Origin of the sequence: Ramlibacter humi (genome assembly GCF_004681975.1) — a bacterium.
Lineage (GTDB): Bacteria > Pseudomonadota > Gammaproteobacteria > Burkholderiales > Burkholderiaceae_C > Ramlibacter > Ramlibacter humi.
Genome location: NZ_SMLK01000005.1, coordinates 1 through 15,353 on the forward strand (window position 1 = coordinate 1; position 15,353 = coordinate 15,353).

General features: G+C 67.2%; 15 protein-coding genes. 5 read left to right on the top strand and 10 right to left on the bottom strand.

The features are described 5' to 3' along the window. Positions 1 to 174 precede the first annotated feature (174 nt). From EZ216_RS14790 to EZ216_RS14810, 5 genes are all read left to right on the top strand, one after another. Complete coding sequence (locus EZ216_RS14790) at positions 175 to 498, top strand: DUF7677 family protein (RefSeq protein ID WP_135250558.1); 324 nt, start codon at positions 175 to 177, stop codon at positions 496 to 498. A gap of 136 nt (positions 499 to 634) precedes the next feature. Further along, positions 635 to 1,321 (top strand): hypothetical protein, encoded by a 687-nt coding sequence (locus EZ216_RS14795; RefSeq protein WP_135250559.1) that lies wholly within the window; start codon positions 635 to 637, stop codon positions 1,319 to 1,321. Between the two features lie 120 nt (positions 1,322 to 1,441). Continuing rightward, positions 1,442 to 1,816 (top strand): lysozyme inhibitor LprI family protein, encoded by a 375-nt coding sequence (locus EZ216_RS22070; protein WP_135250560.1) that lies wholly within the window; start codon positions 1,442 to 1,444, stop codon positions 1,814 to 1,816. Between the two features lie 131 nt (positions 1,817 to 1,947). Further along, positions 1,948 to 2,697, top strand: coding sequence for a hypothetical protein (locus EZ216_RS14805; protein ID WP_135250561.1), 750 nt, complete (start codon positions 1,948 to 1,950; stop codon positions 2,695 to 2,697). Positions 2,698 to 2,771: 74 nt separating this feature from the next. Continuing rightward, complete coding sequence (locus EZ216_RS14810; protein WP_135250562.1) at positions 2,772 to 3,239, top strand: hypothetical protein; 468 nt, start codon at positions 2,772 to 2,774, stop codon at positions 3,237 to 3,239. A gap of 198 nt (positions 3,240 to 3,437) precedes the next feature. Here the strand turns inward: EZ216_RS14810 and lpxC are convergent, their stop codons facing one another. From lpxC to murD, 10 genes are all read right to left on the bottom strand, one after another. Then, positions 3,438 to 4,361 carry a UDP-3-O-acyl-N-acetylglucosamine deacetylase gene (lpxC, locus tag EZ216_RS14815; protein ID WP_135250563.1) on the bottom strand — a complete coding sequence of 308 codons (924 nt, stop codon included), beginning with the start codon at positions 4,359 to 4,361 and terminating at the stop codon, positions 3,438 to 3,440. 68 nt (positions 4,362 to 4,429) lie between these two features. Beyond that, positions 4,430 to 5,050, bottom strand: a complete 621-nt coding sequence (locus EZ216_RS14820) for an FHA domain-containing protein (RefSeq protein ID WP_135250564.1) — start codon at positions 5,048 to 5,050, stop codon at positions 4,430 to 4,432. A gap of 131 nt (positions 5,051 to 5,181) precedes the next feature. Continuing rightward, complete coding sequence (ftsZ, locus tag EZ216_RS14825) at positions 5,182 to 6,432, bottom strand: cell division protein FtsZ (RefSeq protein WP_135250565.1); 1,251 nt, start codon at positions 6,430 to 6,432, stop codon at positions 5,182 to 5,184. A gap of 161 nt (positions 6,433 to 6,593) precedes the next feature. Further along, positions 6,594 to 7,823 (bottom strand): cell division protein FtsA, encoded by a 1,230-nt coding sequence (ftsA, locus tag EZ216_RS14830; RefSeq protein ID WP_135250566.1) that lies wholly within the window; start codon positions 7,821 to 7,823, stop codon positions 6,594 to 6,596. A gap of 19 nt (positions 7,824 to 7,842) precedes the next feature. Continuing rightward, entirely contained in the window at positions 7,843 to 8,634 is a 792-nt protein-coding gene (locus EZ216_RS14835; RefSeq protein WP_135250567.1) for a cell division protein FtsQ/DivIB, read from the bottom strand. Further along, positions 8,631 to 9,647: a D-alanine--D-alanine ligase gene (locus EZ216_RS14840; RefSeq protein ID WP_135250568.1), complete on the bottom strand. Its 1,017-nt coding sequence runs from the start codon at positions 9,645 to 9,647 to the stop codon at positions 8,631 to 8,633. The genes EZ216_RS14835 and EZ216_RS14840 overlap by 4 nt, the downstream gene beginning before the upstream one ends. 148 nt (positions 9,648 to 9,795) lie before the next feature. Next, complete coding sequence (gene murC / locus EZ216_RS14845) at positions 9,796 to 11,208, bottom strand: UDP-N-acetylmuramate--L-alanine ligase (protein ID WP_135250569.1); 1,413 nt, start codon at positions 11,206 to 11,208, stop codon at positions 9,796 to 9,798. Further along, entirely contained in the window at positions 11,205 to 12,290 is a 1,086-nt protein-coding gene (gene murG / locus EZ216_RS14850) for an undecaprenyldiphospho-muramoylpentapeptide beta-N-acetylglucosaminyltransferase (protein WP_439126739.1), read from the bottom strand. Before murG ends, murC begins: the two co-directional genes overlap by 4 nt. 59 nt (positions 12,291 to 12,349) lie before the next feature. Next, positions 12,350 to 13,573: a putative lipid II flippase FtsW gene (gene ftsW / locus EZ216_RS14855; protein ID WP_135250570.1), complete on the bottom strand. Its 1,224-nt coding sequence runs from the start codon at positions 13,571 to 13,573 to the stop codon at positions 12,350 to 12,352. Beyond that, the gene (gene murD / locus EZ216_RS14860) at positions 13,570 to 15,351 is read right to left on the bottom strand and encodes a UDP-N-acetylmuramoyl-L-alanine--D-glutamate ligase (protein ID WP_135250571.1); all 1,782 of its coding nucleotides are present in this window, start codon (positions 15,349 to 15,351) and stop codon (positions 13,570 to 13,572) included. The genes ftsW and murD overlap by 4 nt, the downstream gene beginning before the upstream one ends. Positions 15,352 to 15,353 lie beyond the last annotated feature (2 nt).

The following is a 15,353-nucleotide window of genomic DNA, read 5'->3' on the forward strand; positions in this document are numbered from 1 at the left end:
TACTTGCCCCCAACGGCCTATGAGAGCCGCACGCAGGGAGCGTCCAGTGTCAACTAAACCGAAGCAAGTTCCCACGCTGCGGCAGGTGCCGCGAGACGTGCAGGTGAGCATGCGTTTCGCGGCGCCTGCCGCAGCGTGCCGGTTACCTCCAACGTTAGACCGCATGGAAACGCTATGCCACACCTGAGCTCGTCATTCAGTGGTGCACTTAGGACGTTTGCCTACTTCATGGCCAGCGGTACGCAATACACGCTTGAAGGTGTCGACTACCTCGACCTGTACGGCAGTGAACCAAGCGCCATTGAGCAGGTGTATGCGATCTTCGCGAATGTCATTGAACTCGACGAGGAAGGTCGCGTGCTGAATGCGCACTACGCGCAGAAGCGAGCGACAGACTATCTGCGTGCCTACTGCGATCCGACGTTCAAGGTTGACCCACCGTACGAGGAATGGGAAGTGGCGTTGCACGGGCCACCCCCGAGGCAGGATCTGAAATGAGTGCTATGCGGCCTAACAGGTCGTTTGACGCGGACGCACAGGTGCTCGGCTGCTTCGCACTTCGCCTCCTGCGCGCCGGTCAACTCCAGCGTTAGATCTTATGAAAAGCGCGATGTGCCTGGCGAAGGGGCCTGTCGTGAACTCCCATATCGTTCCGGAGTTCCTCTACGAGGCACTCTACGACGAGAAGCATCGCTTCCATGAGATATCTGCAGCCCCTGAAAAGAAGAACCGTTACAGGCAGAAGGGACTGCGCGAGCCTTTGCTGTGCGAAGGTTGCGAGCAGCGGCTCTCAGTGCATGAAGGCTACATGCGGGGCCTTCTGAGAGGTGGCGTACAGCTAACGGTGCGGGACGAGCCGGGCCTTCTTCGACTGTCAGATCTCAATTACAACCATTTGAAGCTCTTCCAGCTTTCGGTTCTCTGGCGAGCGGGCGTGTCAGCATTGCCAGAGTTCGAGCAAGTTCAGCTCGGGGGTCACGAGGATCGCATCCGCAATATGCTGCTTGCCGACGATCCAGGCGGCGCTGACGCATACGGGTGCATCATGTGTGCACTCATGCATGGAGCGACTCAAGTTCAGGACCTGTTTGTCCCACCAACCTGGGCGAGATTGGCGGGCCAAAAGGCATACAGATTTGTGTTCGGAGGGTTCGTGTTCGTTTACGTTGTCGCGAGTCACCCTCCTCCTAGAGCGGTGTCTGACTGCTTTGCGAAGCCCGATGGGACCGCCGTTTTGAAGCTCCAGCAAATGGGTGAGGTCGGCTACCTGGTGGATACGGTGGCAAAGCTTCATGATTTGGGTAAGCTCGTGCCCACATGAGATCTAACTGGTCGGTCAACTCGGACACTTTGCGGCAAGGTGCCACACGGCGCCGTTAGAAATCGTGCACCGTGCGGCACCTTAGCGCAGCGTGCCGGTCACCTTTACGTTAGGCAGCAGATGAGACATCTCTTCGGTTTCTGCGCAGCCATTGCGATCCTTGCCGTGTCAAGGCCGGCCCATGCCCTTGATTGCGGAGCTCTGACAAAGGACGACGAAATCTTGGCGTGCGTTGGCGATCAGCTGGCCGACGCGGATCGGGAATTGAACGCGACCTATGTCAAGCTACGCGCAAACACTTCCAAAGAGTCGCTCGAACTCCTCACGAAAGCACAGCGGCTTTGGATGTCACTACGCGATGCAGACTGCGAAGTGGAAGCGGGGAATTATCGGGGCGGTTCCGCATACAACTCCATTTACGTGGCGTGCCAACGCGACAAAACACGTCAACGCACGCTCGAACTGAAGCACTTCAGTCAATGGCCACGCCGATAAGACATCACCGATCGCGAGGTGAGCTGCTGCCTTTCAGGCTGTTCGACACGGACGCCGAAGGGCCTCCGCGCCGCAAGTGCTCTGGTTCCTTGGGCGCTGGTCAATTCCGACGTTAGACGCCACAACAGGCCATGGCTACACAGAAGAAGGAACTTGAGCGGCACTTCCTGAACCGGTTCCTTTCGCACCTCGTTCCTCCACTTGACGGAGAGGTCGAACCAGGCGAGGAGCCTGATTTCGTCATCGCATCCGGCGGGCGAAGGATCGGCATCGAAATGACGGAACTGCACCGCAAGCATGCGGGATCAGGTAGGCCCATGCAGGCGGATCAAGCAATGCGAAAGCGAGTGATCGATCGCGCGAAGGAGTTGTACGACGCAGAAGGTCACCCTCCAGTTCATGTCTCCGTCTTCTTCAACGAGCATCACCCGATTCAGAAGGAGGCTGTGGAACCTTTAGCGAAGGCTATCGTTGGCACCATTCAACGAAACATGCCAGCGTCGGGAGAGGCCTCCCGTGAAACCTACGACTGGGTGAACCGCGCGTACTTTCCAGAGCACTTCATCGAAATTTCAGTGCACAACTTTCCAGTCATGACGCAGTCGTTCTTTAGTGGGCCGGGCGGCACTTGGCTTGTCGATGTCACACCAGACGACATCCAACGAGTTCTGGATGCGAAAGAGGGAAAGTACACAGCCTATCGGAGGCGCTGCGAAGAGGCATGGCTCGTGATCAATTGCGACGGCGAGTTCATGTCAACTTGGTTCGACTTTGACAACGAAGCGCTAGCAGGCCCATTTCGCTCGGGTTTTGAGCGCGTTTTCATCGTGCGCCACTTCGCAAATGCTATGAACGAACTGGTGGTGCGCCGCGAGCCCTAACTTGTCTGTCGACTCGGACACGTTGCGGCAAGGGCCCGGTCAACCCGTTCGCTAGCCCGAACTCCATAATGCCCATGTACGCACAGGCCAGCGTCGGAATCGACCTCTTTGAGTTAGGAGAGCCGCTCGACCTGTTCAAGGAAATCCAAGCGGCAGCGGCCGAGTATGAACGGGCACCGAGCAGCCGCCTTCTCTTGTTCCTGCTCTTCGCACTGAACCACCTGCGGGAATGGATCGCGAATGCAGGCTTCGAAGTGCTCGAATCGAAGCGCCAAAGTCGTGGCCTCGAGCCAAATGAATTGCTGTTCTACGAACTCTGGACCATGGAGGAGTTTCGTCTGATCAACTCCCTCTGCAACCGAAGCAAGCATCACGTGACCCGCGGCGGATCAAAGACATCCGTCACGCAAGGCATGACTTGCAATAGCCCGTGCACAGACTCACTGGGCCAGACCTACTATCGTATTGACGGTGTCGACTCGAGAGCTGTGTTCGCGCCGGTCATTCGCAAGTACTGGGAGTGGTTTCACCCCGCTGGCTGACGGGGCGGTCGACTCACCCTATCGGTCAAGCCGGACGCGACGCAGGGTCCGTGACGAGCGGGACTCTTTTCGCGAAAAATCAGGGGGAATGACCGAGCGGCGCCAGCCGCGATCAGGAGGACATTCGCGAAAAAGAGTCCCGCTCGGCGCGGACCCGGCCAGTTCCGCGCGATCGATTCAGATCTCGAACAAAGCTCTCTACCAGGCCCGTGCCAGTTGCCCAAAGCCGGCAGGCGCCTGCCGCTCATCCTCGAACGTCACCACTTCCCACGCATCCCGCTGCGCAAGCAACGCACGCAGCAGCTTGTTGTTCAGCGCGTGCCCCGAACGGAAGGCGCTGTACGCCGCCAGCATCGGCTTGCCCAGCAGGTACAGGTCGCCCATGGCGTCCAGGATCTTGTGCTTGGCGAATTCGTCGCCGTAGCGCAGGCCTTCCGCGTTCAGCACGCGGTAGTCGTCCATCACGATGGCGTTGTCCATGCCGCCGCCCAGCGCCAGGCCGTTGGCCCGCATCATCTCCACGTCCTTGGTGAAGCCGAAGGTGCGGGCGCGCGCGATGTCGCGCTGGTAGTTGCCCAGGCCCAGGTCGAACTCCACGCGCTGGCCGGTGGAATCGACCACGCGGTGCGCGAAGTCGATCTCGAAGCTGAGCTTGTAGCCGTGGTACGGCGCAAGCCGCGCCCACTTCACGTTCTCGCCTTCGCCTTCCCGGATCTCGATGGGCTTGAGCACGCGCACGAAGCGGCGCGGCGCGTTCTGCGCCACGATGCCCGCGCTCTGCAGCAGGAACACGAAAGAGGATGACGACCCGTCCAGGATGGGCACTTCCTCGGCCGTGATGTCGATGTACAGGTTGTCCAGCCCCAGGCCGGCGCAGGCGGACATCAGGTGCTCGACCGTGTGCACCTTGGCGCCGCCGTTGGAAATGGTGGACGCCAGGCGCGTGTCGGTCACCGCCTCGGCCGACACCGGGATGTCCACGGGTTCGGGCAGGTCCACGCGGCGGAACACGATGCCGGTGTCGGGCTGCGCGGGGCGCAGCGTCAGCTCCACGCGCTGGCCACCGTGCAGGCCCACCCCGACGGCGCGGGTCAGCGTCTTGAGCGTGCGTTGCGGAAGCATGGCCTCGATTTTAAGTGCGCCCATCCGTGCAGAGGCGTAGCGCGGCCTATGGCCGGGATGCGAGCGGGCTATTGGCCCAGCATGAACCGCATCTTCGTGCCGGCCAGCTCGAGGACGTCTTCATGAGCCAGCAGCACGGGGTCATGGCCCAGCGGTTTGCCATTCAGTTGAGGCACCTGCGCGCCGTCCAGGTGGGCCGCGTAGTAGCCCGTGCGCCGGTGCGAGACCGCGATGACGGCGACGCCGGGCTGGCCGAAAGTGGAGACGGCCTTGACCACCGGCACCTCCAGCCCTGCCGAGCTTCCCGACAGCACCTTGAAGCTGGCGTGCACCGGCGGCGGCAGGTGCGGCGTGGCGCCCATGGACATGATGGCCGTCGCCCCGAAGCCCGAGTCGCCGGTCGCCTCCAGGTAGCGGATGCGGAAGCCCGAGATGGCGATGACGTCCTCGTCTTCCAGCTTCTGCCGCTGGATGCGCAGGTTGTTGACGAAGGTGCCGTTGGTGCTGCCCAGGTCCTCGACGAACACGTCGGCCAGGCCCTTGAGCTCGAACGCGCAGTGGCGCGTGCTGACGGCCGGGTTCTGCAGGACGATGTCGTTGTCGGGACCGCGCCCCAGCGTGGTCCTGTCCTTGGCCACGTAGACGTGCTTCACCTCGACGCCTTCGACCGTGACGATCAGCTGTGGCATGGCGCACCTCTTCGCGGTTGAGCCGCCGGACCATGCTGAGCCTTCCCGTGCCCGGCCGCAAGGGGGGCCGGCCTTAGGCGCCTCAACGAAAAAAGAGCCGGCGGTGCCGGCTCTTTTCACGTGCTGCCCTCTCAGTCCGCCTGCTTGCGCAGGAAAGCCGGGATCTCGAAGTCGTCCATGCCGCCCGAGGACAGCGCGTCGACCTTCGCGGCCGCCTGCGTGCGGTTGGTGCGCCACACGCTGGGCACCGTCATGCCGCCGTAGTCGGGCTGCTGCGGCGCCATGGCGGGCGCCTGCATCTCGCGCGTGACGATGGTGCCCGGGCCGGCCACGGCCTGGTTCACCGTCGGCACGTTGAACGGCACGTTGTCGGTGCCGGTGCGCAGCACCTGCAGCGGGGGCGCCGTGCGGCGCTGCTGGCCCTGGCGCGACAGGCCGGTGGCGACCACGGTCACGCGGATCTGGTCTTCCAGGCTGTCGTCGTAGGCCGTGCCGTAGATCACGTGCGCGTCGGGCGAGGCGTAGGCGCGGATGGTGTTCATCGCCAGGCGCGACTCGGCCAGCTTCAGGCTGCCCTTGGCGGCGGTGATCAGCACCAGCACGCCCTTGGCGCCCGACAGGTCGATGCCGTCCAGCAGCGGGCAGGCCACCGCCTGTTCCGCGGCGATGCGCGCGCGGTCCGGGCCCGAGGCCGCGGCCGTGCCCATCATCGCCTTGCCCGGCTCGCCCATCACCGTGCGCACGTCCTCGAAGTCCACGTTCACGTGGCCGGGCACGTTGATGATCTCCGCGATGCCGCCCACGGCGTTCTTCAGCACGTCGTTGGCGTGCGCGAAAGCCTCGTCCTGGGTGACGTCCTCGCCCAGCACTTCCAGCAGCTTCTCGTTCAGCACCACGATCAGCGAATCGACGTTGGCTTCCAGCTCCGACAGGCCGGCGTCGGCGTTGGTCATGCGGCGGCCGCCTTCCCAGTCGAACGGCTTGGTGACCACGCCCACGGTGAGGATGCCCATCTCCTTGGCGATGCGCGCGATGACCGGCGCGGCGCCCGTGCCGGTGCCGCCGCCCATGCCCGCGGTGATGAACAGCATGTGCGCGCCGTCGATCGCCTCGCGGATGTTGTCCACCGCGATCTCGGCCGCGTCGCGCCCGCGATCGGGCTTGCCGCCCGCGCCCAGGCCGTTGCCGCCCAGCTGGATGGTCTTGTGCGCCGCGCTGCGCGAGAGCGCCTGCGCGTCGGTGTTGGCGCAGATGAATTCCACGCCCTGGACGGCGCGGTCGATCATGTGCTCGACGGCGTTGCCGCCGCCGCCGCCCACGCCGATGACCTTGATCTGGGTGCCGAGGTTGAATTCCTCGACTTCGATCATCTCGATGCTCATTGCTGTTCTCCTAATGCTTTGCTTGCAGTTGCCAGTTGCGATTCGTTGTTGGTGATGCGGTGGAGCGTTGAACGCTCACGAAGGCGGTTTGGTGGACCGCCATCGCTCCTTTCTTCGCAACGGGGGGCTGCCCCGCGCCAGCCAGGGCCGGTACGTGTGCATCAGAAGTTCCCCACGATGAAATCCTTGAAGCGCGAGAACGCGGTCTTCATCGACCCGTTCTTCTGTGCCACCTTGAAGCCGCGCAGGCGCGCCGCGCGCGCCTCTTCCAGCAGGCCCATGACGGTGGCCGCCCGCGGCTGCGCCACCATGTCGGCCAGCGCGCCGGTGTACTTCGGGACACCGCGGCGCACGGGCTTGAGGAAGATGTCCTCGCCCAGTTCCACCATGCCCGGCATGACGGCGCTGCCGCCGGTGATGACGATGCCCGAGGACAGCACCTCCTCGTAGCCCGACTCGCGCACCACCTGCTGCACGAGAGAGAATATCTCTTCCACCCGCGGCTCGATCACGCCGGCCAGCGCCTGGCGCGACAGCATGCGCGGGCCGCGGTCGCCCAGGCCCGGCACTTCCACCTGCTGCTCGGGGTCGGCCAGCAGCTGCTTGGCGTAGCCGCTCTCCACCTTGATGTCCTCGGCGTCCTTGGTCGGCGTGCGCAGCGCCATCGCGATGTCGCTGGTGATCAGGTCGCCGGCGATCGGGATCACCGAGGTGTGGCGGATCGCGCCGCCGGTGAAGATGGCCACGTCGGTGGTGCCCGCGCCGATGTCCACCAGCGCCACGCCCAGGTCCTTCTCGTCGTCGGTCAGCACCGACTGGCTCGAAGCGAGCGGGTTGAGCATCAGCTGCTCCACCTCCAGCCCGCAGCGGCGCACGCACTTGACGATGTTCTCGGCCGCGCTCTGGGCACCGGTGACGATGTGCACCTTGGCTTCCAGGCGGATGCCGCTCATGCCGATCGGCTCGCGCACGTCCTGGCCGTCGATCACGAATTCCTGCGGCTCCACCAGCAGCAGGCGCTGGTCGGTGGAGATGTTGATCGCACGCGCGGTCTCGACGACGCGCGCCACGTCGGCCGGTGTGACCTCCTTGTCCTTCACCGCCACCATGCCGCTGGAGTTGATGCCGCGGATGTGGCTGCCGGTGATGCCGGTGTAGACGCGCGTGATCTTGCAGTCGGCCATCAGCTCGGCTTCCTTCAGCGCCTGCTGGATGCTCTGCACCGTGGCGTCGATGTTCACCACCACGCCGCGCTTGAGGCCGTTGGACGGCGCCACGCCCAGGCCGGCGAGCTTGAGCTCGCCGCCCGGCATGACCTCGGCCACCACCGCCATCACCTTGGCGGTGCCGATGTCCAGGCCGACGACCAAGTCCTTGTATTCCTTTGCCATGTTCCTCTTCCCCCGCCTCTCAGCCCCTCTTGGGCGCGGCCTCGACGGTGCCGACACCCCTCAACCGGATCGCATAACCGTCGCCGTAGCGCAGGTCGGCCGACACCAGCGCTTCCGGCCGCCGGCCGTAACGCGAAGCCACCTGCGTCAACGTCTGCACGAAGCGCTGCACCCGCGGCACCACTTCCGCCACGTCGCCGCGGCCCAGTTCCACCACCGCGCCCGTGTCCAGCGACACCTGCCAGCTGCCGCGGCCGGTGAGCGTCAGCTCCTCCGCCGACAGGTCCAGCGGCTCGAACAGCGGCGCGACGGCGCGGTACATCGCCAGCACCTGCGGCGCCTGTCCGTCCGGGCCCGCCAGCCGCGGCAGGCCGTCGAGTTCCACCTCGCCCGCGTTGGCTTCGAACACCTCGCCGAAGCCGTTGACCATGCGCGACGCGCCCTCCTCGCCCCAGAACGCCGCGGCCTGGTGCTCCTGCAGCGTCACGCGCAGGCGATTGGGGAATTCGCGCCGCACCACCGCCTGCCGCACCCAGGGCACGTTCTCGAACACGCGGCGCGTGCCGGCCAGGTCGATGGTGAAGAAGTTGCCCGCCAGGTGCGGCGCGACGTTGGCGCGCAGCGTGGCCGCGCTGTTGTGCGTGATGTCGCCCTGCACCGTGATGCCGGCGACGGCGAACAGTGGGTGGCGCACCGCCCACCAGCCCGCGGCCGCCAGCAGCAGCGCCGCGAACGCCGTGAACAGGACCGCTGTGGTCGCGTTCATCAGGCGCACGTCGGACGGCAGCTGCGGGGCGGCCTTCTTGCTCATGCGTTGTTCCCTTCGGCGGGCGGCGGCGACTGCGGGCTGCGGCGGCGCTCGATGCGCTGGTGGTCCAGCGACGCCGTCGACAGCAGCTGCAGGCACAGGTCCTCGTAGCTGATGCCGGCGGCGCGCGCCGACATCGGCACCAGCGAGTGGCCGGTCATGCCAGGCGAGGTGTTGATCTCCAGCAGCGACGGCTTGCGCGTGGCGCCGTCGATCATCACGTCGATGCGGCCCCAGCCGCGGCAGCCCAGCACGCGGTACGCCTTGAGCACCAGTTCCTGGATGGCGGCCTCTTCGCCTTCGGGCAGGCCGCAGGGCACCAGGTATTTGGTGTCGTCGGTGAAGTACTTGTTCTGGTAGTCGTAGTTGCCTTCGGGCGCGACGATGCGGATGACCGGCAGCGCGCGCGCCTGCTCGCCCGTGCCCAGCACGGGGCAGGTGACTTCGTCGCCGGAGACGAACTGCTCGCACAGCACGTCGGCGTCCAGCGCGGCGGCGGCATCCACCGCTTCCTGCACTTCCGAATAGCCCTGCACCTTGGCCACGCCGATGGACGAGCCTTCGCGTGCCGGCTTCACGATCAGCGGCAAGCCCAGATCGTCGGGAATCTCGCGCACCATCTCGCGCGTGTACGCGCCCCGCTGCAACAGCTTGTACTTCGGCGTCGGCAGGCCTTCGGCCAGCCAGATGCGCTTGGTCATCACCTTGTCGATGGCCACGGCCGAAGCCATCACGCCCGAGCCGGTGTACGGGATGCCCAGCAGCTCCAGCGCGCCTTGCACGGTGCCGTCCTCGCCGAAACGGCCGTGCAGCGCGATGAAGCAGCGCTTGAAGCCCTTGCGCTTGAGCTCGCTGATCTCGCGCTGCGACGGGTCGAACGCGTGCGCGTCCACGCCCTTGGCCTGCAGCGCCTTGAGCACGCCCGCGCCCGACATCAGCGATACCTCGCGCTCCGCCGATTTCCCGCCCATCAGGACGGCGACCTTGCCGAGGGCCTTCACGTCGATCGTGCTCATGCGAAGGCTCCTGAATGCGGGGTCCGCAGCGCAGAGAACGCAGAGATTACGCAGAGGGCGCAGAGGAAAACCATCAAAGGATTCATTGAGACCTCTGCGTTCTCTGCGAAACCTCTGCGTTCTCTGCGTTGCGGACCCCGTATTTGCTTCACGCCGCACCCCCTGCTTCCACCAGCCGCGCCGGCACGCCGCCGATGGAGCCGGCGCCCATGCACATGACGACGTCGCCGTCGCGCGCGATGTCCAGGATGGCGCCGGGCATGGCGGCGATCTCGTCGACGAACACCGGTTCCACCTTGCCGGCGACGCGCACGGCGCGCGCCAGTGAGCGGCCGTCGGCCGCCACGATGGGCGCTTCGCCGGCGGCATACACCTCGCCGAGCAGCGCCACGTCGGCCTGGCCGATCACCTTCACGAAGTCCTCGAAGCAGTCGCGCGTGCGCGTGTAGCGGTGCGGCTGGAAAGCCAGCACCAGCCGGCGGCCCGGGTAGGCACCGCGCGCGGCCGACAAGGTGGCCGCTAGCTCCACCGGGTGGTGGCCGTAATCCTCGATGACGGTGAACCTGCCGCCGCCATTGGCCGCGGGCACCTTCACGTCGCCATAGCCCTGGAAGCGGCGGCCCACGCCATGGAATTCGGCCAGTGCCTTGAGCACCGCAGTGTCGGGCACGTTCAGTTCCACCGCCACCGCGATGGCCGACAGCGCGTTCAGCACGTTGTGGTGGCCGGCCAGGTTCAGCTTCACGTGCAGGTCGGGCAGCACCACGCCGTTGCGGCGCTGCGCGGTGAAGTGCATCTGCGGGCCGACGGCGCGGATGTCGACGGCGCGCACCTGCGCGTCCTCGCTCACGCCGTAGCTGGTGATCGGGCACTGCACGTCCGGCACGATCTCGCGCACCGCGGGGTCGTCCACGCACAGGATGGCCGTGCCGTAGAAAGGCATGCGGTGCAGGAAGTCGAGGAAGGCGCCCTTCAGACGGCCGAAGTCGTGGCCGTAGGTTTCCATGTGGTCGGCGTCGATGTTGGTCACCACCGACATCACCGGCATCAGGTTCAGGAACGACGCGTCGGACTCGTCCGCTTCCACCACGATGTAGTCGCCCGCCCCCAGCTTGGCGTTGGCGCCGGCGCTGTTCAGCCGGCCGCCGATCACGAAGGTGGGGTCCAGCCCGCCTTCGGCCAGCACGCTGGCCACCAGGCTGGTGGTGGTGGTCTTGCCGTGCGTGCCCGCGATGGCGATGCCCTGCTTCAGGCGCATCAGCTCGGCCAGCATCATGGCGCGCGGCACCACCGGGATCTTCTTCTCGCGCGCGGCGACGACTTCGGGGTTGTCGGACTGGACGGCGGTGGACGTCACCACGGCATCCGCGCCCGCGATGTGCGCCGCCTCGTGGCCCACGCAGGTCTTGATGCCGATGGATTGCAAGCGGCGCAGCGTGGCGCTGTCCGACAGATCGGAACCAGAGATGGTGTAGCCCAGGTTGCGCAGCACTTCGGCGATGCCGGACATGCCGGCACCGCCCACGCCGACGAAATGAATGTGCTTGACAGCGTGCTTCATGCTTTCGCCAGTTCCTCGCAGGCGGCCACCATCTCCTGCGTGGCGCTGGTGCGCGCCACGCCGCGGGCGGCGACGGCCTTCTGCAGCAGTTCGGCCCGGCCGGTGCCTTGCAGCAGTCCGGCCAGCCATTCAGGGGTGAGTTCACGCTGCTGTACCAGCCAGCCGCCACCGGCGTCGACGATGAAGCGCGCGTTGGTGGTCTGGTGGTCGTCCACCGCGAACGGGAAAGGCACGTAGACCGCGGCGGCGCCGATGGCGGCCAGCTCGGTCACGGTGCTGGCGCCCGCGCGGCAGATCACCAGGTCGGCTTGCGCGTACGCGGGCGCGGTGTCGTCGATGAAAGGCGTGAGTTCGGCCTGCACGCCCGCGGCCGCGTAGTTCGCGCGCAGCTCGTCGATCTGCTTCGCGCCGCTCTGGTGCAGCACGTGCGGGCGGCTTTCGGCCGGCATCAGCGCCAGCGCCTTCGGCACGACGTCGTTGAGGCCGCGCGCGCCCAGGCTGCCGCCGACCACCAGCACCTTCAGCGGGCCGGTGCGGCCGGCGAAGCGGTCGGCAGGCGCGGGTTGTTCGAGAAAGGCCGTGCGCAGCGGGTTGCCGATCCAGCGTGCCTTGCCGATCACCTGCGGGAAGGCGGTGAACACGCGATCGGCCACGCCGGCCAGCACCTTGTTGGCCATGCCGGCCACGGAGTTCTGCTCGTGCAGCACCAGCGGCTTGCCCAGCAGCGAGGCCATCATGCCGGCCGGGAACGTGATGTAGCCGCCCAGGCCGACGACCACGTCGGGGCGCACGCGCCGCACGACCGCGACGCTTTGCCAGAAGGCCTTGAGCAGCCGCAGCGGCAGCAGCGCGAGGGTCACCGCGCCCTTGCCGCGCACGCCGGAGAAGTCGACGGTCTCGAAAGCGAAGCCGCGCGGCGGCACCAGGCGGCTTTCCATGCTGCCGGGGCCGCCCAGCCAGTGCACCTGCCAGCCGCGGTCGCGCAGCGCTTCGGCGACGGCCAGCCCCGGGAAGATGTGTCCCCCCGTCCCGCCCGCCATCACCAGCGCCGTGCGCGCACGCACCTGCTCCTGCGCGGGCATGGACGCACGCTCGTTGCCCGGCGGCAGCGCTTCCTTGGAGAGCATCAGGCCGGTGTGCATCACGATCGGCCTCCGCGCATCAGCGTGCGGTTCTCGTAGTCGATGCGCAGCACGACCGCGAGCGAGATCAGGTTCAGCAGGATGGCCGAACCGCCATAACTCATGAGCGGCAGCGTCAGCCCCTTGGTCGGCAGCGCGCCCAGGTTCACGCCCATGTTGATGAAGGCCTGGAAGCCCATCCACAGGCCCACGCCTTGCGCAACGAGGCCCGCAAACACGCGGTCCAGCGCCACCGCCTGGCGGCCGATGTGCATGATCCGGCGCGTCATCCAGAAGAACAGCAGGATGACGATGGTGACGCCGACGAGGCCGAACTCCTCGCCGATCACCGCCAGCAGGAAGTCGGTGTGCGCCTCGGGCAGCCAGTGCAGCTTCTCCACGCTGCCGCCCAGGCCGACGCCGAACACTTCGCCGCGGCCGATGGCGATGAGCGAGTGCGACAGCTGGTAGCCCTTGCCCAGCGCGTGCTTCTCGCTCCACGGGTCCAGGTACGCGAAGATGCGCTCGCGCCGCCAGTCGGACAGCGCGATCATCAGGCCGAAAGCCACCAGCATCACCGCCGCGATCAGGAAGAACATGCGCGCGTTCACGCCGCCCAGGAACAGGATGCCCATGGCGATGACGGCGATGACCATGAACGCGCCCATGTCGGGCTCCGCCAGCAGCAGCAGGCCGACCACCGCCACCGCGGCGGCCATCGGCAGCACGGCGCGGAAGAAGCGCTCCTTCACGTCCATCTTGCGCACCATGTAGTCGGCCGCGTAAAGCAGCACCGAGAACTTGGCGAGTTCGGAAGGCTGGAAGCTGATGGGACCCACGCCCAGCCAGCGGCGCGCGCCGTTGACGCCCTTGCCCACGTGCGGGATCAGCACCACGATCAGCAGGATCAGCGAGGCGACGAACAGCCAGGGCGCCACTTTCTCCCAGGCCTTCACCGGCACCTGGAACGCGAGCAGCGCGGCGACGAAAGCCAGCACCAGCGAGAAGATGTGGCGCACCAGGAAGTGCGTGTGCGCGTAGCGCGCGAACCGCGGGTTGTCCGGCAGCGCGATGGAAGCGGAATACACCATCACCATGCCGAAAGCGAGCAGCGCCACCGCCACCCACAGCAGCGGCTGGTCGAAAGCCTGGATGCGCGCGGGCGCAGGCGCGGCCGCGGCGGCGTAGCGGTCTTCACCGCGGCCGCCGAACCAGCCGCCGAGGCGGGCGACGAGCGCGTTCATGCCTGGCCCTCCAGCGGCGAGCCGGCTTCGTCGGCCAGCGCCGAGACCGCCGCGCGGAACACTTCGGCGCGGTGTTCGTAGTTGCGGAACATGTCGAAGCTGGCGCAGGCCGGCGACATCAGCACGGCGTCGCCCGCGTGCGAGCGCTGCGTGGCCAGCTTCACCGCTTCTTCCATCGAACCCGCGTCGAGCAGCGGCACGCCGCTGTTCTCGAGCACGGCGCGGATCTGCGGCCCATCGCGGCCGATCAGCACTGCTGCGCGGGCGAAGCGGGACACCGGCTCGGCCAATGGCGAGAAGTCCTGGCCCTTGCCATCGCCGCCGAGGATGACCACCACCTTGCGCTCGGCACCCAGGCCCGCGAGAGCGGCCACCGTGGCGCCGACGTTGGTGCCCTTGCTGTCGTCGAAGTACTCGACGCCGACCACCGTGCCGATCGGCTCCACGCGATGCGGCTCGCCGCGGTATTCGCGCAAGCCGTAGAGCATGGGGCCGAGCGCGGCGCCGGTCGCGCTGGCCAGCGCCAGCGCGGCGAGCGCGTTGACGGCGTTGTGGCGCCCGCGGATGCGCAGGCCGTCGGCGGGCATCAGGCGCTGGAAGTGCAGCTCCTCTTCCTCGCCCTTGCGCCGCTTCTGCGTTTCGTCGGCGTCGTGCGCGCGCACCAGCCAGGCCATGCCGTTGATCACTTCGATGCCGAAGTCGCCGGGCCGCTGGGGCAGGTCGGCGCCGAACGTGACCGCGGCCCGCTGCTCCATCTTTCCACCACGCAGGCGCACGGGCGCCGGGCGCATCCGCATGACCGTGGGATCCTCGCGGTTCAGCACCATCAACGCGCCCTGGCCGAAGATGCGCGCCTTCGCCGCGGCATAGGCGTCCATGCCGCCGTGCCAGTCGAGGTGGTCCTGCGTGACGTTCAGCACGGCTGCGGCGGTGGGCTCGAAGCCTTCGGCGCCTTCCAGCTGGAACGAAGACAGCTCCAGCGCCCACACCTGCGGCAGTGCGCCCGAAGCGATGCGCTGCGCCAGCGTGTCCAGCAGCGTGGGGCCGATGTTGCCGGCGACGGCCACCGTGCGGCCGCTGCGCTCGACGAGCTGGCCCACGAGCGAGGTGACGGTGGTCTTGCCGTTGGTGCCGGTGACCGCCAGCACCGCGGGCGCGTAGCCCTGCTCGGCACGCAGCTGCTGCAGGCCGCGGGTGAAGAGGGACAGTTCGCCCGCGAGCGGCACGCCGCGCCCGGCCGCCGCCGCGGAGAGGTCGGCGATCTGCGAAGGCGCCAGGCCGGGGCTGCGGTACACCGCTTCGACGCCTTCGAGCAATTCGGGCGCGAACGGGCCGGCGGCGAAGCGCGCCTGCGGCAGGTCCGCGAGAAGGCGCGGCAGGCCGGGCGGTTGCTCGCGCGTGTCGGCCACGACCACGTCGGCGCCGCGGGCCACGCACCAGCGCGCCATGGCGAGGCCCGATTCACCCAGGCCCAGCACGAGCACGGACCGGGGGAACGGCGGCAGCGGTTCGGGCGGTTCCGCGGCGGGTTGCGCCTCGGTCGCTTCAGCCGCCTGCTCCGCCTGCACGGGCTCGGCAGCCGCATCCGGTGCGGGGTCGCGGGCGGACTCGCCGAGCTGCAGCGACTCGAGCCAGGCGCGCGCCTCCGCCGCCGTGAGGCCTTGCGCCAGCGGCTTGGCCGGCTTGGCTGCGGCGGGCTGCGCCGCTGGCAGCTCGGGTGCCGCGGACGGCGCCGGCGTTGGCGTCGGCGGGGGCTGGTCGTGTTCGTCGTCGTTCACGG